The sequence below is a fragment of the Butyrivibrio hungatei genome, from assembly GCF_900101605.1.
Taxonomy (GTDB): Bacteria; Bacillota; Clostridia; order Lachnospirales; family Lachnospiraceae; genus Butyrivibrio; species Butyrivibrio hungatei_B.
Window position 1 is genome coordinate 69,196 of sequence record NZ_FMUR01000009.1, and the last position, 21,757, is coordinate 90,952.

Annotated in this window: 18 protein-coding genes; all 18 read right to left on the reverse strand. The window is 42.4% G+C overall.

Annotated features, from left to right (window positions below; genetic code table 11):
- Nucleotides 1–8: 8 nt before the first annotated feature.
- The 18 genes from BLP87_RS08185 to thiD all read right to left on the reverse strand — a co-directional run bounded on the left by BLP87_RS08185 (nt 9) and on the right by thiD (nt 21,739).
- Nucleotides 9–710 (reverse strand): ABC transporter ATP-binding protein, encoded by a 702-nt coding sequence (locus tag BLP87_RS08185; protein ID WP_074462262.1) that lies wholly within the window; start codon nt 708–710, stop codon nt 9–11.
- 157 nt (nt 711–867) lie between these two features.
- On the reverse strand, nt 868–2,274 hold the full coding sequence (locus BLP87_RS08190) for an ABC transporter substrate-binding protein (RefSeq protein WP_074462263.1): 1,407 nt from the start codon (nt 2,272–2,274) through the stop codon (nt 868–870).
- Nucleotides 2,275–2,433: 159 nt separating this feature from the next.
- A complete protein-coding gene (locus BLP87_RS08195; RefSeq protein WP_074462264.1) occupies nt 2,434–3,615 on the reverse strand; it encodes an esterase/lipase family protein in 1,182 nt (393 codons plus the stop codon).
- Between the two features lie 78 nt (nt 3,616–3,693).
- On the reverse strand, nt 3,694–5,769 hold the full coding sequence (gene htpG, locus BLP87_RS08200) for a molecular chaperone HtpG (RefSeq protein ID WP_026656888.1): 2,076 nt from the start codon (nt 5,767–5,769) through the stop codon (nt 3,694–3,696).
- Nucleotides 5,770–6,425: 656 nt separating this feature from the next.
- On the reverse strand, nt 6,426–7,187 hold the full coding sequence (locus tag BLP87_RS08205) for a response regulator transcription factor (RefSeq protein ID WP_074462265.1): 762 nt from the start codon (nt 7,185–7,187) through the stop codon (nt 6,426–6,428).
- The gene (locus tag BLP87_RS08210) at nt 7,171–8,952 is read right to left on the reverse strand and encodes a cache domain-containing sensor histidine kinase (protein WP_176756621.1); all 1,782 of its coding nucleotides are present in this window, start codon (nt 8,950–8,952) and stop codon (nt 7,171–7,173) included. The genes BLP87_RS08205 and BLP87_RS08210 overlap by 17 nt, the downstream gene beginning before the upstream one ends.
- Nucleotides 8,953–9,095: 143 nt before the next feature.
- Complete coding sequence (locus BLP87_RS08215; RefSeq protein ID WP_074462267.1) at nt 9,096–9,923, reverse strand: carbohydrate ABC transporter permease; 828 nt, start codon at nt 9,921–9,923, stop codon at nt 9,096–9,098.
- Nucleotides 9,923–10,837, reverse strand: a complete 915-nt coding sequence (locus tag BLP87_RS08220; protein WP_074462268.1) for a carbohydrate ABC transporter permease — start codon at nt 10,835–10,837, stop codon at nt 9,923–9,925. Before BLP87_RS08220 ends, BLP87_RS08215 begins: the two co-directional genes overlap by 1 nt.
- 105 nt (nt 10,838–10,942) lie before the next feature.
- Complete coding sequence (locus BLP87_RS08225) at nt 10,943–12,313, reverse strand: ABC transporter substrate-binding protein (RefSeq protein ID WP_074462269.1); 1,371 nt, start codon at nt 12,311–12,313, stop codon at nt 10,943–10,945.
- A gap of 76 nt (nt 12,314–12,389) precedes the next feature.
- Nucleotides 12,390–12,971 (reverse strand): hypothetical protein, encoded by a 582-nt coding sequence (locus tag BLP87_RS08230; RefSeq protein ID WP_074462270.1) that lies wholly within the window; start codon nt 12,969–12,971, stop codon nt 12,390–12,392.
- Nucleotides 12,972–13,226: 255 nt separating this feature from the next.
- Complete coding sequence (locus BLP87_RS08235; RefSeq protein WP_074462271.1) at nt 13,227–14,324, reverse strand: peptidylprolyl isomerase; 1,098 nt, start codon at nt 14,322–14,324, stop codon at nt 13,227–13,229.
- Between the two features lie 23 nt (nt 14,325–14,347).
- Nucleotides 14,348–16,342 carry a 2-isopropylmalate synthase gene (locus BLP87_RS08240; RefSeq protein WP_074462272.1) on the reverse strand — a complete coding sequence of 665 codons (1,995 nt, stop codon included), beginning with the start codon at nt 16,340–16,342 and terminating at the stop codon, nt 14,348–14,350.
- A 165-nt stretch (nt 16,343–16,507) separates the two neighbouring features.
- Complete coding sequence (gene thiC / locus BLP87_RS08245; RefSeq protein ID WP_074462273.1) at nt 16,508–17,815, reverse strand: phosphomethylpyrimidine synthase ThiC; 1,308 nt, start codon at nt 17,813–17,815, stop codon at nt 16,508–16,510.
- Between the two features lie 110 nt (nt 17,816–17,925).
- Complete coding sequence (gene thiH, locus BLP87_RS08250) at nt 17,926–19,179, reverse strand: 2-iminoacetate synthase ThiH (protein ID WP_074462274.1); 1,254 nt, start codon at nt 19,177–19,179, stop codon at nt 17,926–17,928.
- A gap of 63 nt (nt 19,180–19,242) precedes the next feature.
- Nucleotides 19,243–20,010 (reverse strand): thiazole synthase, encoded by a 768-nt coding sequence (locus tag BLP87_RS08255; RefSeq protein WP_074462275.1) that lies wholly within the window; start codon nt 20,008–20,010, stop codon nt 19,243–19,245.
- An 88-nt stretch (nt 20,011–20,098) separates the two neighbouring features.
- Nucleotides 20,099–20,734 (reverse strand): thiamine biosynthesis protein ThiF, encoded by a 636-nt coding sequence (gene thiF, locus BLP87_RS08260; protein ID WP_074462276.1) that lies wholly within the window; start codon nt 20,732–20,734, stop codon nt 20,099–20,101.
- Nucleotide 20,735: 1 nt separating this feature from the next.
- The gene (gene thiS, locus BLP87_RS08265) at nt 20,736–20,930 is read right to left on the reverse strand and encodes a sulfur carrier protein ThiS (RefSeq protein ID WP_026514724.1); all 195 of its coding nucleotides are present in this window, start codon (nt 20,928–20,930) and stop codon (nt 20,736–20,738) included.
- 29 nt (nt 20,931–20,959) lie between these two features.
- Nucleotides 20,960–21,739 carry a bifunctional hydroxymethylpyrimidine kinase/phosphomethylpyrimidine kinase gene (gene thiD / locus BLP87_RS08270; protein ID WP_074462277.1) on the reverse strand — a complete coding sequence of 260 codons (780 nt, stop codon included), beginning with the start codon at nt 21,737–21,739 and terminating at the stop codon, nt 20,960–20,962.
- Nucleotides 21,740–21,757: the final 18 nt, after the last annotated feature.

The following is a 21,757-nucleotide window of genomic DNA, read 5'->3' on the forward strand; positions in this document are numbered from 1 at the left end:
TCAGCTCCTTAATCTTCTTTGTAATCAGGATTTATAATGTCACTCTGAATCATTCCGTCAGAGATTGTTATGATTCGTTTTGCCTGTGCGGCAATACCCGGATCGTGAGTGATAATGATGACCGTTCTGCCCTCTGCATACAGCCTCTTTATTATCTTCATGATTTCCTTACTTGAAGCCGAGTCAAGGTTACCCGTAGGCTCGTCCGCAAGAAGTATCGGCGGCGCCTGTGCTATAGCTCTTGCTATCGCAACTCTCTGCTGCTGTCCTCCCGACATCTCGTTTGGTCTGTGCGTCTTTCTCTTCTCAAGTCCCACGCTGTTAAGAGCAGCATCAGCGAGGCGTTCTCGTTCTTTTTTACCCACTCCTCTGTAAATAAGCGGAAGTTCTACATTTTCCATCGCCGTAAGTGACTGAATGAGGTTGAATCCCTGAAAGATGAAACCGATCTCTCTGTTTCTGATATCCGATTGTTCATCATCCGTCATATGGGATACATCATGTCCGTGGAGGAAATATTTACCGCTCGTGGGAGTATCAAGGCATCCAAGCATGTTCATAAGTGTCGACTTACCTGAACCTGACTGGCCGATTATCGCAACAAGCTCGCCTTCACCGATGGTCAGATTTACATGATTCAATGCCCTTACTTCGTTTTCTCCGGGATTGTATATCTTGCATACATCCTTGATCTCAACAAGTTTTTTCATATAAGGTCTATCCTTTTTTGATATTCAATAATTGTTATATTAGTATACTTTGACTGTCGTAGTACAAATTACTACGCCAGCCGAAGTATGTCAAGTACATTTACGAAAAAAAGGACTTATCTTACTAAATTGTAAGATAAGCCGCTTCAAACACATGCTAATCTCTTTCAACTTTATAGCTCGGAGGAGCAACATATTCATTTATAACCTCATCATCAAGTCTGGCAAGACCGCGATTTAGCCTTGTATCCAGATCTTGCAACACTGCCTCCGCATCTTCCGAATAGCCTCCTGAAAGAAGCTTTATGATCGTCTCTCTCGCAGAAAGTCCCTCATAAGATATGACGCCCTTAGGATCTGCCATTCGAACAACGAACTGATTATCTCGGAACGTAACAAACTCTTTCCAGCCTTTGACCTTAGACTCCCCGGCCATATCAAGCACTTCTTTTCTGTACGGAAGATACATTCCTTTCTCATACATCTCCACAAGATTTTCATCAGCGTAAAACCATTCAAGAACGCGAGCAATCTTGGAGGTATCCTTTGCTTCAAGCGATTTTTTTGCAACAGCCAACAGATCTACCGGCGTTACCATCTCTTTGTATGAATACCCGGAACTGTCTATTGCCGGCGGATCGCATACGACCCAGTTACATTTTGCCGGAAACTGTTCTGTATATACGGCAACATCAAAGCAGGCAGCCATAACAATACCGACTTTGCCTGCAGAAAACTGTGCTCTTGCAGTATCCGCATCCATATTCTCATATCCCGGAAAAACACTGCCGTCTTCGATCATTCCGAGGATATTTTCAATAATCGGAAGTCCGTCCGAATATCTGTATGTTCCGCTCACGGCATCATAGCCAAAATGTCCCAGCGAAGCGGAAGAAACACTGTAAATATAATGATCTATCGTCCATCCGCTCTGAAATGCAAGAAAATAACCGTATGCGTCACCATTTGATACATCCGTGATCAGCTTCGCATCTTTTCTCACATCATCCCATGTCTTGGGATATATGCTTATTCCCGCTTTGTCAAAAAGATCTTTGTTTATGATCATCTTGTACGACTGAAGGTTGTACGGAAGCGTATAGATCTTGCCTCCAAAGACCTGATCGCCTATAAGAAGATCTTCCTTATCATATCTTGAAAGAAGTGAATCGCTGCCCTCAAGTTCAGATATCGGAACCGCATATCCCGCATTCACGTTTTCAGCAAAAGTATTGGATAAAGGTCTGAACAGATCCGGCCCTTCATTTGCCATAAGAGCAACGTTGATGACATCTGCATAATCTGTACCGTAGACGGTATAATCGATTCTGATGCCCTCCTGCTTACCTATCGTATTGTTGAACTCCTCAATCTGAGCCTCCCTTACAGACTGTTCATGTGCATTATCACTCCACACCGTGACCACCTGAACATCTTCATCATCGGCACCATCTCTGACAGAGCTTTTCTTGAGCATACTATCGGCTATATTTTCGCTGCATCCGATCAAAAAAACTGCAATCATTCCCCATGTGAGAATTACCCTCAGCGCTTTTCTCTTCATATGCCTTACCTCCGTACGATCGTAATGAATCAGCGTGCTGTAATTATTTCATAAATAACATATGAAAAAGACCATCGAACAATGATGAGAGAACGAAATAAAAATCTTATGAACATTATATTCCGTTTTTTCTTTTCTGAACAGGAGGAATTATAAATCTTAAAATCCTTTGAGTCTCAGTTCTTCTACGAGGTTTACATAAAATTCTCTGACATCGAAATCCTTAATATTTTCGCGGTTAAGGTCTATCATATCGCCGTGAGATATTCCCCTTCTTCCTTTGGGCACAAGCATCCTGAAATCACTGCCCCAGGGAAAAGATTTTTCTCCGACGAGTCCGTCATTTTTCCCGTCAAAAAATTTAACGAGAAGATATGACATATTGAGAGGAAATCTTCCCGCAAGCGGCCTTGTCTGAATCGAACCAACAGACTGATAGTAAACTTCTTCTCTGTCGGGAAGTTCTTCATTTCGCTTCTCACATGCCTCGTGTGTAAGGTCTGTTACAGCGCCGATAAAATCGGGATCAACATCTCCGAGTGCGGCAGCTCCTGCATTATATGCCTTTGCAACCGCAAGCTTCTGCGCTTCCGGTATCTTTCCAAGAAGGTAATCCGCAAATTCGCATCCTCTGTGAGGTGTGTTAATGGTTGTAAGAGAAGCCACATCCTCATATGCTCCGCACTTTGATATTGCATATCTCATATCAAGTCCGCCTTTTGAATGAGCTATGACATTGACCTTCTCACATCCCGTCTGCGCCTTTATTTCCTTGATACGCTTTGCCAGTTCTTCGCCGCTCTTTTCAACGGTAGCCGCACTGTTGTGCTCTCCGTAAAAAATAGTCGCGCCGTTATCTATAAGTTCCTGCGGAACTCTTCCCCAGTAATTAAGGTGTTCAAAGTCTCTGAAGAAAACCCCGTGAACCAACAGGATGGGATACTTTGTCTTGCATATCTTATCAGCTTTTCTTTCAGCATCTATCTTCATCTTCGCAGATTCAAATCTAACTTCATCATCTGCAGTCTTAATGATCTTACCAAGCATAATAAGGTTGAGTATCGGCACCATTCCAAAAAAGATGCCCAGTGCTCTCCATTTAACGCCAAGCTGTCTGCAATTTATGTAAACCAGAATTATTCCTATCCAGAAAAGGATCGATTCTACAGTAATTATCAGAAGTATTTTTACGACAAAAATCGATGGATTGTCCCTGAATCCGCTGAACCCAAACGGACTTTGAAAAAGATCTCTCAAATAATAGCAGGCAAAAGCCAGCGTACTTATCAAGAAAATCTTCAAAATAATGTTACCTATCCTACAGTTGCGAATTCTTTTCATATGCAATCCCCATTATAATTCATGCACTGTCTATGACTTAGCATAAACAGTGCATCAAACCTTAAACCATCAACATTATTATTTAGCAAGAATCAACATGATCTCATTGCTTCTCTCAACAAACTTAGTCATTGACTCGGCGTCAAGAGGCGCATTCTGGATCCTTGCAAGATCATAGAGCTGTTCACAGATCATCTCTGTATTCTTCTCATCCTTATTGTCCATCACATACTGAACAAGAGGATGATTTGCATTAAGAATAAGTGTCTGACCTTCCGATGCGCCGAAATCTCCCATGGACATTCCGTTCATTGCATACATCTTCATCATATCGGCAAGACGTCTTGATTCCTCAGAAACAGTAAGCATTGAAGACATTTTCTTATCCTTAAGCTTTTCAAGCTTAACAACAAGCTTATCATTCTTAAGAGCTTTCTTGAGCTTTTCAGAAATCTCTTTTTCCTTCTCTTCAAGCTCTTTTGCAGCTTTCTTGGATGTCTTACTCTTAAATGTATCTGTAAGATCGGCATCGATTCTCTTAAAGCTGATTCCCTCATTCTTGCTCTCAAGCTGCTGCATGAAAGGAGTATCGATGTTGTGCTTCATTACGAAAGCTTCCATCTTCTGAGCCTTGAACATCTTGATGTACTGGCTCTGCTGCTGCTCATCTGTTACGTAGTAGATGATACGAGGCTCTTTTTCCTCTTTCTCATCCTTCTTGTCTTCGGACTTATCGTCAACAACTTCTGCTTCAACCTTATTTCCGTTTTCATCCACAGCTTCCTCTTTCTTAGCCTCTTCTTCAGCCTCTTTGTTGATCTGAAGAGCTTCGGGAAGTGTGAGATACTTACCGTCAAGGTTCTTAAAGAGGATGTAATCGTTCATCTTCTCGCAGAACTTGTCATCCTTAAGGCAACCGTATTTGATGAATGGGCTGATATCATCCCAGTATTTGTCATAGTTTTCTTTATCTGTCTTGCAAAGTCCGGCAAGCTTCTCAGCAACCTTCTTGCTGATATACTCTGAGATCTTCTTTACAAATCCGTCGTTCTGAAGCGCACTTCTTGAAACGTTCAAAGGAAGATCGGGACAATCGATAACACCCTTTAAGAGCATAAGGTACTCAGGGATAACTTCCTTGATATTGTCGGCGATAAATACCTGATTATTGTAAAGCTTTATAGTTCCCTCAATTGACTCAAACTCCATGTTGATCTTAGGGAAGTAAAGAATTCCCTTTAAGTTAAACGGATAGTCCATATTGAGGTGAATCCAGAAAAGAGGCTCCTTATAATCGCGGAACACCTTTCTGTAGAACTCAAGATACTCCTCATTTGTACAATCCTTGGGAGTCTTAGCCCAAAGGGGATGTGTATCGTTAAGAAGCTGAGGTCTTCTCTTAATCTTGTACTCGAGCTCAGGCTCTTTGTCCTCGCCCTCTTTCTTCTCGGGATGTACTTCTTCTATCACAACATCCGAATCAAGCTTCTCGCTTGCCTTGATTGTCTCGGTACCTTCTTCGTTCTCTCTTGAAAGATAAATGTCATAAGGCATGAATGAGCAGTATTTTTCTATAACTTCTCTTGCCTTGTACTCATTGCAGAACTCAAGGCAGTCATCCGACAGATGTAAGGTAATTGTAGTTCCTACTTCTTTCTTCTCACCGTCAGACATCTCAAAGTCAGAACCGCCGTCGCATGTCCAGTGAACAGAAGCTGCATCCGACTTGTATGAAAGAGTATCTATATCAACAGAATCTGATACCATGAATGTTGAATAAAAACCAAGTCCGAAATGTCCGATAATCTGATCGGCATTTGCCTTATCTTTATACTTATTAAGGAAATCGGTTGCTCCCGAAAAAGCCACCTGATTGATATACTCTTCAACTTCCTCGGCTGTCATACCGATTCCGTTATCCGTAATCTTAATAGTCTTATCTTTATCATTGAGCACCACATCAACACGGGGCTTAAAACCTTCAGGAAGTTCATATTCGCCCATCATATCCATCTTGCGGATCTTCGTAACCGCATCGCAGGCATTTGAAATTACTTCCCTGTAAAAAATGTCATGATCCGAATAAAGCCATTTCTTTATTATCGGAAACATATTCTCGCTATTGATTGAAAGATTACCTTTTTTTGAAGCCATAACTCTCACTCCTTTGCATCATTTCAGTATAAGTACGGATCCTGTCACCCATCACCGTACAAATAAAAGTTTAATTCCCTAAACCACAAAAGTCAATAAAAAATTAGCACTCACCTCGTTTGAGTGCTAGCAAAACACATCGGTTCACTTTCATGGAATTTACCGCCCACCACAGGGGAAAGCCGCACCGATGCATAGATGAGCTACTCCTTCGCTTGGTTTCATTGGCATCAAAATCTGCTATGAAATTCTAACGGCTCAAAAACTCCATTCGGTTCTACGGAAAAAAATGGGGCTATGGATGTATATTTTTTGCACATTTATCACTATAGCCACATTTTGTGATGTTCCAAAAAACGTTTTTCAAGCGCATGTGAGGCGTTTATAGCCGACACATGCGCATTGAAAGAAAAACGTTCGGAACATCATTAAAAATGTGAGCTTTAGTGATAGTGCAAATAAATACATCCATAGTCCCTGTTTTTACGTGAACCGAATGTCAGACAATGAGCCTAAACCAGAATTTCATAGCAGATTTTGGTGCCTCATGAAAACCTAAGCTCTTTCACAAAGCTCAGCTATGCATCTGTTCGGCTTTCTCCCTGTGGTGGGCGGTAAATTCCAACGTTGTGAACGATGCAAATGTTTGCTATTGTTTATTCGTATTTGGATGCAACGTACTCTGAGTAGCTCATTCCCGCATATTTCTTAAAGCAGCGGCTGAAATAATTGGGATCGGGGATACCGACTTCGGCGGCAGCCTGATACATCTTTACATTTCCTCCCGCGATCTGCATGGCTTTTTTCATGCGAAGATTTGTCAGGTATTCGATGAAATTGCTCCCCGTCTCCTGCTTGAATTTTCTCGAGAGGTAACTTGCGCTAAAGCCGAAGTGCTGTGCTATGTAAGCAAGGTTCAACTTGGAATCCGCAAAGTTGTCCTCTACATATTTTTTTATCAGTTCGGTTGTATTGCTCTCATCCACAGCCGGTGCAACGTGCTCGCTCTTTTGCTCCTCCCAGGTGTCACTTGATGCATCAAGCATCTTTTTTACCCTCTCAAGAACCTTTGTGATCTCCGTTCTGACCATAGGCTTTAGCATATAGTCAAAAACCGGAAGACTTACGCATTTCCTTGCATATTCAAACTGGTTGATCGCAGTCATTATTATTATTACAAGATTCGGATATCGCCCTGTCGCGGTCTGGGTAAATTCAATGCCGTCCATAAAAGGCATCGAAATATCCACAAATGCTATATCAGGCTTCAGATCGTCAATAACATTTATGGCTTCTATGCCGCTTGCCGCTTCTCCGACAACTTCCATGCCCAGCTCTCCCCAATTTATCGCTGCGCGCATGAGCTTCCGAGCCGACTCCTCATCGTCTATTATCATAACCCTATAATTTCTGTCCATCGCCTACGCCCCTTATTGCCATTTCTTCCGAAATAATAAACTCTATCTCAGTGTATTCCCCTACTTCACTGTCAATCCTGACAACATCGTTACTTCCGCAATAAATCCTGATCCTTTCGATGGTTCCCCAAAGTCCGAAACTCTCGCCCTCGATCTCTCCTTTAAAATTCCTGTCCGAGTGAAGAATCTTGTCGATCTGTTCCTGTGTCATTCCGACACCGGTGTCACGAACTTTCAGATGAAGAAAACCATCTTCAAGCTTAGAACTTATTTTTATACTTCCCTTCTCTCCTTTCATTCTGATACCGTGATATATACTATTTTCCACAAGCGGCTGAAGTATCAGCTTGGGAAGAATGAACTTCCCCGTCTTTTCATCTATATCATACTCATCTTCGAATATGTCTCCGTAGCGGAGCTTTTGAAGCGCCAGATAATCTTTTACAATCTGCACCTCTCTTGAAAGAGGTATGACTCTGTCTCCCTTGCTTAAAAAATTTCTGTAAAAGCTTCCGAGTATCTCAAGTGAATCGTGAACCTTCACCGCTCCCGCATCAAGTGCAAGAAAACCTATAGTCTCAAGTGAATTGTACAAAAAATGCGGTTTTATCTGTTCCTGTAAGACTCGCATCTCAGCTCTCTGAAGAGTTTTTTCCTTTTCGATCAAAGTCGCGATAAGCTCATTGACGTGATCGATAAGATTGTTGTAATCGTCCTTAAGCATATCAAGCTCGCTTGAAGGCATCTCTATATCAATCGTCTTAAGGTTTCCGGTCCTCTTATTTTTTTCCATTGACTCGGAGAGCTTATATATGGGATCAGTTATATCCGTCTTGATAAAAAGTCCCATATGAATCGCCAGAACAACAAACACGAGCAAAAGCACCATCAAAACATACAAGATTCCATACGGTATACCTTCCGTTCCGTACTTTGATACCCTGATTATCACGATCGGATAATTGTCGACGCTGCACGCCGATAAAAGCATACGCTTGTTGGCGACTTTGATATTTTTATTCTTTATCCCTCCGACTGCAAAACCTGGGCTGTAATAATTCAAATATTCTTCATTTCCTGCAATAAAACTGCCATCCGAACCAAGAATACAGATATTGTCATAACGAAGCTGATTTAGCATATCCTGAAAGACATTTGACGATATGTTCATCATCATTATTCCGATACACTTCTGGGAATTTATGTCATTTATCGCTCTCTCAATCGTAACCAGGGGCTTATCATCGATTCTCCTTGCAACACCTCCGCAATTCAAGGTGACTATGGCTCTTCCTTCATTGGAATATATGGCCTCTCTCCACTCCCCTGAATTCATAAGGTCTTGATCGTACTTATATGAGATTCTGTTGGTTGAGACCATTTTTTTATCTTCTCTGAATGCCATGACAGAATCCACCCCTTCTGCCGCATTCAATATATCCATCATCCCGTATCTGGCATCATTTGTCATGTTGTCATCAACGGCATTTATATCCGCTTTAAGAAATGTCACGAGCCTTCTGTCTGTTATAACAAGCCTCGAAACATCCATATAATTTTTCAGATCGGAACTTATATTGTTTGAAAGAGCTTTTATCACACTTTCCGATTCTCTTGCAACATATGCTCTACGCTCTTTTTCAGTAATGATATAAGTCGATATCAAAAAAGACACAAAAACTATCATTACAATTCCAATCAAGGTGCTTCTGAAACTTGATGAAAGCGTAGTCTTTTTATTTTTATCCCCAATCTGATCGATCATCTTCTTCCCCTGTTGAAAAGTAAAAATATCAATAACCGTTCTATAAAAAGATACCATTTTTTCCTACTATTCGCAAAATACAAAAGACCCGGCAATAAATGTATGCCGAGTCTCTATATTCAATATTCAATTATAAACCAACATCAACCCTTAACCGCTCCGGCAATAAAGCTGTCCTGAATCTTTCTGCTTAAGAATACATAAGCAATAAGAGTCGGAAATGTTGCTATTACGAGAGCCGCACCGATCGGGCCCCAATCAGTCGTGTATGCACCCGACAAAGCCTTAATACCTACAGGCAATGTTCTGTGCTTCTGATCTGAAATGAATACGTTGGCAAACATGAACTCGTTCCAGCACTGAAGGTATGCATAGATACCTACTGTTGAAAGAGCGGGCTTCATAAGCGGCATAATAATCTTAAAGAATGTTCCAAAAAGACCGCATCCGTCAATTATCGCAGCTTCATCAAGGTCATACGGAATATCTACCATGAATCCCGTACAAATAAGAATTGACATTGAAAGTGTAAAAGCTGAGTAAGGAACAATAAGTGTTGAATACTTATTGAGCCAGTGAAGCTTTGAAAGCACTACATATACAGGTACGATCGAAGCCTGAAGCGGGATTGTAAGTCCAAGCATAAAGAATGCATTTGTGAGCTTACTGAGTCTCCATTTAATACGTGTAAGTGCATATGTTGCCATCATAGCGGCAATAATTGAAATACCAATTGAAACCACTGTAACAAGTAAACTGTTAAAAAAGTACAGTGCCATATTACCGGTTCCCAAAGCTGAGCTATAGTTGGACCACAACCAATGCTGTGGAAGTCCGATAATATTTGCTCCGAAAATTTCGTCATTTCCCTTAAGAGAGAAAGTAAACATGAAATATATCGGGAATAAATTGATTATCGACCAGATAACCAAAAGTATATATACAAATGTTTTTTTCTTTCCTACCATCATTAATTATCCTTTTCCTTAAATGCAGCACTAATTAGTAACGCAAAAGCGAAGCACAGAGCAATAAGCATCACAGAGATCGTACTTCCCATTCCGTATCTGTTTCTCAAGAACAACATGTACTCGAGCAATGTACTCGGAACTTCTGTTGTCTGATAAGGGCCTCCGTCGGTCAAGATACGAACAAGGTCGTATGTCTTAAGTGAACCTGTCACCGCAAAGATAACACTGACTCTGATGATAGGCTTAATGATCGGGATAACAATGAATCTGTCTGTCTGCCACTTAGTTGCACCGTCAATCATTGCGGCCTCTCTAAGATCGGGTGAAACACCCTTAACTCCGGCATACATAAGAAGCATGTGATATCCGACATACTGCCATATTGTAGGAACTACAATACTTCCAAGTGCAGTCTTTGGATCGCCGACCCAAATATGCTTCAGACTTCCCAAATGAATTGCTTCAAGGAATCTGTTCAAGATACCGTAATCGGGGTTGTAGATCTTAAGCCAAAGCTGACCTATAACAACCGTTGAAATAAGCACGGGCATGAAGAAAACTGTAAGGTAGAAACGCTCGCCCTTCGGCTTTCTTCCAAGTATAAGCGCAAGCAATAATGCAAGCGGTAACTGTATAAATACTGAAAATAGTGCCAATATAAGTGAGTTCTTCAATGAGATCATAAATTTAATGGATCCGTTGGTGAACAGCTCTTTATAATTGGCTAATCCTATGAATGTTCCATCGGTAAACCCATTCCAGTCATATAAACTTTTATACAAAGAAACTAAAATGGGAGCAATTAAAATACTAACGAATAAAAGTAATCCGGGAAGCAGAAATACAAAGACTGCCAGCCCTTTTTTCAACTCCTTATTCCTCTTCTGTTTTAACGCACTCTTATCTCTTTCCATACAAAATAACCTTCCAATAAAATACGGTTCTTCCTATGCTTCCCATTGGAAGCACAGGAAGAACCAAAATAAAATCATTTTAGATTTACAATATCTGTAAAGGAATTACTTAATATCCTTTGCAAGACCTTCGATGAATCCTTTTCCGTCGATCTGGCATCCATAAACCTGATCAACATATGAAAGGTATGTCTGAGCCTTATCTGCTGCCATAGCTGTATCTCCGAAGAGAACCATGTAATCAGACTTCTGAACGATTTCTGCAACGGCCTGTGTAAGAGGATTTACAGCACTTGTATCACCGTAAGGTGTCCATGCAGGAAGTCCGCATCCATCAAGGTATCCGTAGTGGCAGATAAGCTTACCAAGCTCGAATGTGTAATCAGCAGCTGCTGCAGCGTTAGGTGAAGAAGCTGCAACTGCAAGTGTATCTGAAGGTCCACCGATGAGCTGTCCAAGCTTTGACTTGTCAGCGTTGATTACAGGGAACTCACCAACCTTAACCTTAGGCAAGAACTCAGCATTTGCTGCGAAGTCTGCACAGTTCCATGTACCATTCATGTAGAATGCATACTTGCCTGCCATGAAGTTAGCCTTAACTTCATCGTTTGAAAGACCGATTCCTGAAGGATCGAAGTATCCGTCTTTGATGAGCTTCTGGAATGTATCAACAGAATCAGCAACATCCTGGTTGTTCCATGACTCATTTCCTGCGAAGATAGCGTCAAGTGTCTCAGCGCCTGCGCTCTTCTCGATGATAGACTCAAGATACTCAGTTACGCACCATGTTTCCTTACCTGCACATCCGAAAGGAATCTTGCCCTTAGCCTTAAGAGCATCACAGCACTTAATGAAATCTTCATAAGTTCCGGGAATCTCATCATATCCAGCTTCTTTAAGGATATCCATGTTAGCGAAAAGACCTACAATATTCATTGTAAGCGGAACACCGTAGTGTTTTCCGTCAAATGTTGTGTTCTTAAGCATAGCTTCAGGAAGCTCGTTCTTATACTTCTCGTATGCTTCGTCAAGGCACTGTACCTTTCCTGCGCTTACGAAGTCACCGAGGAATGCACATGACCATGTAAAGAAAATGTCAGGCATTTCATTAGCTGAAACTGCAGCTTTGATCTTTGTCTTATAAGACTCGTTCTCAAAAGCTTCCCAGTTCAAAGTAACATTTGGATGGTTTGTCTCCATCTCCTTAATAGCTGTCTCGTAAGACTTACGGTTTGAATCACTCTCTGTAGCGATACACCACATGTTAAGAGTAATAGGGGTGCTGTCATCTAACCCTGCGCCTGCAGCACTTGCTTCTGCTCCCGCATCTGCTCCTGCATCCGCTCCTGCCTCTGTTGCTGCTGCTGCGCCGTTGTCACCTGACTCTGCAGGTGCTGAAGCTGTATCTCCGCATCCAACAAGAGAAAGAGTCATCACGCCCGCCAATAACATTGAAACTAAACGCTTCTTCTCCATTTCATACCTCTCCTTCTTATAATGGTTTTGACAGACAAGCTGCCATAATTTATCGTAAACGCGCCATGCGTTTCGATTACGTTGTGCCCTCATCCTTCTTGGTCGTATCCTTCGCCTGAGTCTTGACTAAAGGCCAGGGATAATCGATCGTAAGTTCCTTACCGGTCAAAGAATAATAGAACGTTGCATCCGGCAGGGGTGCATCATACATAAGTTTTACACTGGAATTAGCTTCATCCACTGAATAGTGGCCGTAGAAGGCATCCTCCTCACTAAATTCCAACTTAGGCGCGGGTAAAAATCTGAAAACATTGTTACCGCAGGCCCAATTCCCAACAATCCCATCAGGTTCCCCTTCATCCTGATATTCATACACCGATGCTATATAAAAAACCATTTTTTCATTATCAATGTAGTATCTGTGCTCTATCGAATTACCATCCTTATCTGTAAGAGTGATACTGTCGTCATCCTTAACATATGTGTAATCCTTGCCCTCGAAAACAGCCTTGCCGTCATCATAAAGAGCCAGATACTCTTCAGTTGGCTCATAATCTCTTGCCCATGATTCGATTTTGTTGGCAGAGCCGCAACCGGTGGGGATAAGCATCACCATAGTAAGTGCAAGTATTATCAAAGTCGTTTTTAAGTTTTTCATGCTTATCATCACCTCTGTGTAATTTTGATACTACTGATAACAATATAAACGATTAAGTAAATATTCTGAACATATTTTTTTTACTTCATCAAGCACTTTTTTTACTTCTTGACCATAAATCAAAGAATTTTCATGTTTTATTTGTGCATATTGCTAGTGGTAGCGCTTCCATTTTGTTTAAAGTGGATAAAAATAGACGTATGACCCTTGCAAAAGCAAAAATCATACGTCAATTTGACATCTTCTATTAAATTATCACTTTTTCGGAAAATGTTTCTGATAAACATCCATCATCCCTTTTGCCGTAACTTCGGGATTGTTTCCTATGGTCACACTGCTCCACAGTTTTTCGTTGAGCTGTTTGTTCAGTTTGGCAACGAAGCTGTCATACTCTTCACCAAAAACTTCGCGCTTTCTCTGCTGAACGATTTTAGCCTTATTGGCTTCAGTTTCTTCCAGATTGAATTTACTGATGCACTTGATTATTGCATATCCCTCGCTTGTCGCAAAGACACTGCTCACCTCATCGCCTCCGAGATTAAACGCAACGCCTTCGTAATCGGGCTGTTCGCCCCCTTTTCCAAAAGAGAGTTCAGTTTTGTCGGCCTCATTATATTCAAGCATGAGTTCTTCAAAACTCGCGCCTTCATCTTTAATTTTTCTGTAAATCCCATCAGCTTTGGCTTTGGCAGCCGCCTTATCGGACTCGCCAAAATCCACTTTGTTTCCGTTGGCATCAAGCGAATATGTTTTTATAAGAATCTGCTCAATCGTTATCGTTCTGGCTTCATCATCACTTATCTCGGGATTGATATCTTTGATGATATCGTTATAGAGCTTATCGGCAAGCGCCTGGTCCTTGTATATGCACGCAATGTCTTCCTTCGTGATCCCATCCATGGCTGCTATATCGGCCTCGGAAAGCGTTTCATAATACTCAGCCGCTGCTTCTTCCGCTTTCTGGTTCTCTTTATCGTCAAGCACAATTCCCTTTTCCGCTGCCAGAATATCCATCGTTTTTATCTGCGCGATCTTGGCAAGAACAGAATCTTTCAGTCTATCCTCAACAGTCTCATTTCCGGCTTCGCAGTTCCATATTCCTTCTCCAAAGCTGGCCTCATACCCTTCCCTGGTATTTAAGAGATACGCCTTGGCTTCCTTTAAGGTGCACACCGTGTCTTCTATCCTGAACACTTCATCCTTAGCAAAACCCGTGGTAAATACTATTTTGACAGGCTTATCGGACGATTCGCATCCCGTTAAAAAAACAAAGGAACAGGCGGCGACCACTGCCGCAATTCTTCCTGCTATTATATTGTGTTTATGTTCGCCGCTCCGTCTTTTGTTTTTCACTTTTTATTACCCGATCCGATCTGTTATTTTTCGCTGCAGCGATACTGAACGGGAGTCATACCGAATCTCTCTTTGAAGAGGCGGTTAAAATGCTCAACGTTCTGATATCCCGATGCTTCAGCTACTTTTTCAACCTTCATATTTCCGTTTCGCAAAAGAGTACTTGCCTTGTTAAGTCTTATCTGCTTTACATTCTCACCGAAAGTCATTCCCGACTTATCCTTTATAAATTTGGACAGATAAGGCTTTGAAAGGAAGAACTGCTTGGACAGATCATCAAGAGTGATTGTAAGGTAGTTCTCCTGAATATAATTCATGATCGCATTGATCCTCACATCTCTCACATCCTTGTTGTTCTTAACGGCATCGAGCTGATTGACCGCAACAACAAGAGCGTTTATTGAAGACTTGATGATATCCTCGTCAATTCCGACTCCCCAGTATTTCTTGCCTTCAACGGTAATTCCCACATATGTGCAGGCCTTTGATGAAGAACCTCTTGAAAGAGCGTGCTCTTCATATGTTGAAAGCTCGTACTTTATTCCAAAATACTGCTTGATGGCATTACTTACAGCATCGAGACGTCCGTTTCCGTTTGCCTCAACAACCTGCTGCGCATCAAGATGATCTATCTTGACTTCTGCAAGTATTCCTTCCTTCTGCTTGAAATGACATTCATCAATCTTAAATACATGATTGTTGTGAACGTACTTATCCTCAAAGATCTGGTAGATACGCATGGGAGAAAGCTCCGCATGTTCTCTGTCAGAAATGTCCTTGATCGTGTAGCTGACATCTTCCTGCATTTCTCTGGGAACCATCATACCATAATTATTCTTAAGAATATAGCTTACGCCACCTTTTCCTGACTGGCTGTTGATCCTGATAACATCTCCGTCGTACTCCCTTCCGATATCCTTGGGATCGATGGGAAGATAAGGAACCGACCAGATGCCGTTGTCCTTCTTAAGCTCATGCCAGTTGAATCCCTTGGAGATAGCATCCTGGTGAGATCCTGAAAATGCAGTGAAGACAAGTTGTCCTGCATAAGGCTGTCTCTCATAGATACGCATTCTTGTAAGTTTCTCATATGTCTCTCCGACCTGAGGAAGATGTGAAAAATCAAGTTTCGGATCAACGCCGTGTGAATACATATTAAGAGCAAGTGTAACGATATCGACGTTACCTGTTCTCTCACCGTTTCCGAAAAGAGTTCCTTCGATTCTGTCGGCACCTGCAAGGCATCCAAGTTCTGCATCACCGACACCGGTTCCTCTGTCATTGTGAGGGTGAAGAGAAAGTGTTACCGCATCACGATACTTAAGTGAATTGTGGATATATTCAACCTGTGTCGCAAATACATGAGGCATGGAATTTTCAACGGTTGTAGGAATATTGATTATTACCTTGTTCTCTTTGGTAGGCTTCCATACATCAAGAACGGCGTTACATACTTCAACAGCGTAATCAACCTCTGTTCCCGGGAAGCTTTCGGGTGAGTATTCAAAAGAGAAGTTTCCTTCCGTCTCTTTTGCAAGCTTATCAAGAAGCTTAGCTCCTTCAATAGCGATTTTCTTAACCTCATCTTTATCTTTTTTGAATACCTGCTCACGCTGTGCTACGGAAGTTGAATTGTAAAGGTGGATGATTGCTCTGGGCGCACCCTTTACAGCCTCAAATGTTCTCTTGATGATATGTTCTCTTGCCTGTGTAAGAACCTGAACCGTAACATCATCAGGGATCATATTTCTCTCAATCAAAGTTCTTGCAAATTCATATTCTGTAACAGAAGCCGCAGGGAAACCGATCTCAATCTCCTTGAAGCCGAGCTTTACTAGCATTGTGAAGAATTCAAGCTTCTCCTCAAGACTCATGGGCTCAATAAGCGCCTGGTTTCCGTCTCTTAAGTCAACACTGCACCAGATGGGCGGAGTCTCGATATGATCCTTTTTCACCCAATTATATGTTGCCTTAGGAGGCATATAGTACTGACACTGATACTTCTGATAATTATCCATTATTCATCTGCTCCTTGATTTCTTGATATTTTTTATCATAATCGAATTAAAATATCTCAGTTTTGTTGATGGATATTATGATATCACATTTTTTCACAAATAAAACATGGCAAAATTAATCATTTTACTTGATGTTTTTTGCCATGTCGCTATACTTTTCAGTTTTTATCCCAAAATATCAATATACTCGCCGTTGAGTGCCTTGTTCATGCTGCGTACCGCACAGAACTTACCGCACATCGAGCATGTATCGTCATACTCAGGAGATCTGTCATCGCGGATTTTCTTGGCTGTCTCGGGATCGAGTGCGCACTCCCACTGCTTATCCCAGTCAAGAACTCTTCTGGCATCACCCATCGCATTGTCGCGGTCCATAGCATGAGGAATCTTCTTTGCGATATCTGCCGCATGAGCTGCAATCTTGGAAGCGATGATTCCCTGCTTAACGTCATCTACATTCGGAAGCGCAAGATGCTCAGCAGGTGTTACATAGCAAAGGAATGCCGCACCTGAAGCTGCCGCGATGGCTCCTCCGATTGCTGAAGTGATGTGATCGTATCCGGGTGCAATATCTGTAACAAGAGGGCCAAGTACATAGAAAGGAGCTCCCATGCAGATTGTGTTCTGAATCTTCATGTTTGCTTCGATCTGATCCATAGGCATATGTCCCGGGCCTTCAACCATTACCTGAACGTCTTTTTCCCAAGCTCTCTTTGTGAGCTCGCCAAGTCTTACAAGTTCCTCTATCTGACAGACATCGCTTGCATCGGCAAGACATCCCGGTCTGCAGGCATCTCCGAGTGAAATTGTAACATCATATTCTCTGCAGATTTCAAGGATTTCGTCATAATATTCATAGAACGGATTCTCCTGCCCTGTCATGCACATCCATGCAAACACAAGTGAACCGCCTCTTGATACGATATTCATCTTTCTCTTGTGCTTTTTGATCTGCTCAATCGTCTTTCTTGTAATTCCGCAGTGAAGTGTGACAAAGTCAACTCCGTCCTCAGCGTGAAGTCTTACAACATCGATGAAATCCTTAGCCGTAAGCTCAGCAAGATCTCTCTGATAATGAATAACGCTGTCATATACAGGAACCGTTCCGATCATTGCAGGGCATGATTCTGTAAGCTTCTTTCTAAAAGGCTGTGTATTTCCGTGACTTGAAAGATCCATGATAGCCTCAGCACCCATGTTTACAGCGGCCATAACCTTTTCCATCTCAATATCATAATCCTTGCAATCTCTTGATACACCAAGGTTTACGTTGATCTTGGTTCTGAGCATTGAACCAACGCCCTCGGGATCGATACATTTGTGATTCTTATTTGCGGGAATCGCAATCTTTCCTTCCGCAACAAGTGCTCTTATGAACTCAGTATCACGATACTCTTTCTTGGCAACCGCCTCCATCTCCTTGGTCACGATTCCTTTGCGCGCCGCCTCCATCTGTGTTGAATACTCTCTCATTAAAACCTTCTCCTATTCTGATTTTTTTATATTTAGGGTTTAATAAACTAAATTTTGCCATGTTTGATATTCGAATCGTCCCGTTTCTTCGAAATTCTCGCGATTCTATATCATAGATATACGTAGTCGTTGTAAACCGGCTGCAGTCCTTCGCTTTCAATATCTTCGTACATTCTGTTAAGGCTCCTTCCGTCCGATATTTCAAACTGCTCATCTCCGGCTTCTTCGCCTTTTTCTTTTCCCGAATACTTCTGTTCGTGGTCACCGATTCCCGTCGAAACTCCTGCAGAAACCTTGGTTGCCGCAATCTTCACTATGCCGTTTCTAAATTCCGCCGTTTCCCTCGATGAAACCGTTATTCCGCAGAACGGCAGGAATATTCTGTATGCGCAAAGTATCTGGCAAAGCTGTCTCTCGCCCACATCAAGCGGATTTATGGTCTCGTTGTTGATAATGGGGCGAAGCCTTGGACAGGACAAAGACATCTCGGCATAAGGATATTTTCTTTGCAAAAAATATACATGAAGCGCCGAAGCAAGTGCGTCCTTCCTGAAATCAGAAAGTCCCAAAAGCGCAGAAAAAGCTACGCCGCGCATTCCGCCCATAAGCGCCCTCTCCTGTGCATCGAACCTATACGGCCAGACTCTCTTGTTGCCCATAAGATGCAGCTGTTCATATCTGACTGTATCGTAAGTTTCCTGAAATACAGTGACGTAGTCCACACCGCACTCGTGAAGATACTTGTAGTCTTTAACATTCACGGGATAAATCTCAATTCCGACCATTCGGAAATACTTCCTCGCGATCTTACATGCCTCTCCGATATACTCAATATCCGAATTGGCGGGGCTCTCTCCCGTAAGAATCAGGATTTCTTCCATTCCGCTGTCTGCGATGACCTTCATTTCGTGTTCAATCTGCTCGTATGACAGCTTCATTCTTTTAATCCTGTTATAGCAGTTGAATCCGCAGTAAACGCAGTAGTTCTCGCAATAATTTGCAATATATATCGGGGTAAAAAGATATACCGTATTCCCAAAGTGCTTGCTCGTCTCGCGCTGTGCTTTCTCAGCCATCTGCTCAAGGAAAGGCTCCGCCGCGGGTGAAAGAAGTGCCTTGAAATCTTCAATTGAACACCTCTCGCTATCAAGCGCTCTTCTGACATCTTTCGCCGTATATTTGCTGTAATCGTATGACTCAAAGTGCTCCATTACATTCTTGCAAACATCGGATTCGATCACGTCCATTCCGGGCAAATAAGCCATATGGTCCGTTCTGAACGAAGGATCGTTCTCTATCCTGTGCTTTCTCTCAAGCCCTGCCTCGGACAATTCATCCGAATCAATCAAAAAATGATTTTCCATATCTTCCTCCTTAGTGTTGCTGTCCATTCTGTACAAAAGTCGAAATATCTTACAACAGCATCACTAATGCAAGAATCCTATCAAAGGATCGGATGCGCTGGCTCCGCGGGTCAAAACTCTTCCGACTCCGGCAAGATATGCCTTTCTTCCGGCTTCAATGGCATCTTTAAATGCCGATGCCATAAGAGTCAGATTTCCTGCTGTCGCAAGCGCTGTGTTTGCCATTATCGCAGCAGCTCCCATTTCCATTGCTTCGCAGGCCTGCGAAGGTCTTCCGATACCTGCGTCAACGATTATCGGAAGATCTATCTCATCTATAAGAATCTGTATAAATTCTTTTGTAGCAAGTCCCTTGTTGGAACCTATAGGCGATGCGAGCGGCATGATTGACGCTGCTCCCACTTCCTTAAGCTCTCTTGCAACATTGAGGTCCGGGTACATGTAAGGCATTACCACAAATCCTTCTTTTGCAAGTATCTCCGTCGCTTTGATAGTTTCATAATTGTCGGGCAAAAGATATTTCGTATCGCGCATGATCTCAATCTTTACAAAATCACCGCATCCAAGCTCTCTTGCAAGTCTGGCTATACGCACTGCCTCTTTTGCATCTCTTGCTCCGCTCGTATTTGGAAGAAGTGTGACATTCTTTGGAATAAAGTCCAGAATGTTCTCCTCATCCTTCGTATTTGTTCGTCTTACTGCAAGCGTGATTATCTCAGCGCCCGCATCACGTGTTGCAGCCTCGATAAGTTTCATCGAGTACTTTCCCGATCCAAGAATGAATCTTGAATTAAATTCTTTTCCTCCAATGATCAATTTGTCTTCTGCCATTTTCCTTCTCCTACCCGATGTGCTGTGATATTGCCGATCTGAATATTTCATTGTCTGATAAAACCGGCTTGTCAGCTCATCAAACCATTCAAGTTTCCGTTTCTCCCATCAATATGCGAAGTGCCATATGTGCTTCATGCGCAGCACATGCCATAACTCTCGAAGAAATAAGTCCGATGCCGTCATTAACGTCACTAACGGAATCTCCCGATAAAAAGAACTTTTTCGAGATCTTTTTTGTCTTGATAAGATTGGCACTTCCAAAGCCCGCCATTCCCGAACTTGATACAAGATACTTTTCGGGAGCATTTTCAAGTATCGCATTTACAAGCATTGCTTTGTTCTCTGCCTTATCAAATGCCTCGCACACTATATCCGCATCTTTTGTAAGTTCTATGACATTTTCTTCCGTGACCTTCGTGTTGTGCGTCTCGATGGTTATATATGGATTTATTTCTTTCAGATTATCCGAAAGAGCTTGTGTCTTCGGTATGCCAACCTGCGCAGCCTTGTACTGCTGCCTGTGAAGATTGGATATATCAACCTTATCAAAGTCGATAAGTATCAGCTTTCCAACGCCTGCTCTTGCAAGACATATCGATATATTTGAACCGAGCCCGCCAAGTCCACAGATTGCCACTGTCGCCTCGTCAAATTTCTTTTGATTCTCGGCTCCGTGCCGCTCTATAAGTGCATTGTAGAACTCCTCTCTCGTCGGTGTCATATCAGCCGCCTCCCACAAAGCTTACAACTTCCACGGTATCTCCGTCCTTAAGAATAGTTGCGTCGTAGCATACCTTAGGAACAATCTCTTCATTGATCTCAACGGCGATCCTTGTCTTGTCGTAATTAAGTTCCTCAAGAACCGCGGTCAGCTGCTTGTTTTCATATTGGTATTCTTCTCCGTTTATTTTGACCATGTATCCTCCCGTTTTCTTTTATTTTCGATTCATAAATTCACCATGTGATCAAGAGGTCCTGAGCCCTTGCCAAGATTAAGTCCGGACGCTATAGCATCTGAAATATAAGCTTTGGCATTTCGAATAGCATCTTCGAGGCTTTCGCCAAGTGCCAGGTTTGAAGCTATCGCACTTGAGAGTGTGCATCCCGTTCCGTGAGTATTGCTGCTCTCAATTCTTTTTCCCTCAAACCATGTGATTTTGCCGTTTTCATAAAGGACATCGCTCGCGTCCTCTATGCTGTGCCCTCCTTTTAGAAGGACTGCGCATCCGCATTCGTTTCCAAGCTCTTCCGCGGCTTTCTCCATGTCTTTTCTCGATGTTATCTTAAGCCCCGTAAGTGCCTGAGCTTCAGGTATGTTGGGCGTTATAACGCGGCTTATGGGTAAAAGAAGTCTCGCCATAACCTCGGCTGTTGAATCCTTCATAAGACTGCTGCCGCTTGTTGCGACCATCACAGGATCTACGACAAGATTTTTTACCTTATACTTGGTAAGTTTCTCGTGTACAACCTTGACCTGCTCTGCCGACGGAAGCATTCCTATCTTGGCAGCATCACACGGAATATCACTCAAACAAGCTTCAATCTGCTCCCCAAGAAACTCGGGACTTGACTCCATAATATCCGTAACCCCTGTTGTGTTCTGAGCTGTGAGCGCCGTTATCGCAGTCATTCCGTATACTTTGTGTGCGGTCATTGTCTTAAGATCTGCCTGAATCCCTGCTCCGCCGCTGCTGTCACTTCCCGCTATAGATAAAACTACTTTCATTGAAAACCTCTCCTGTAA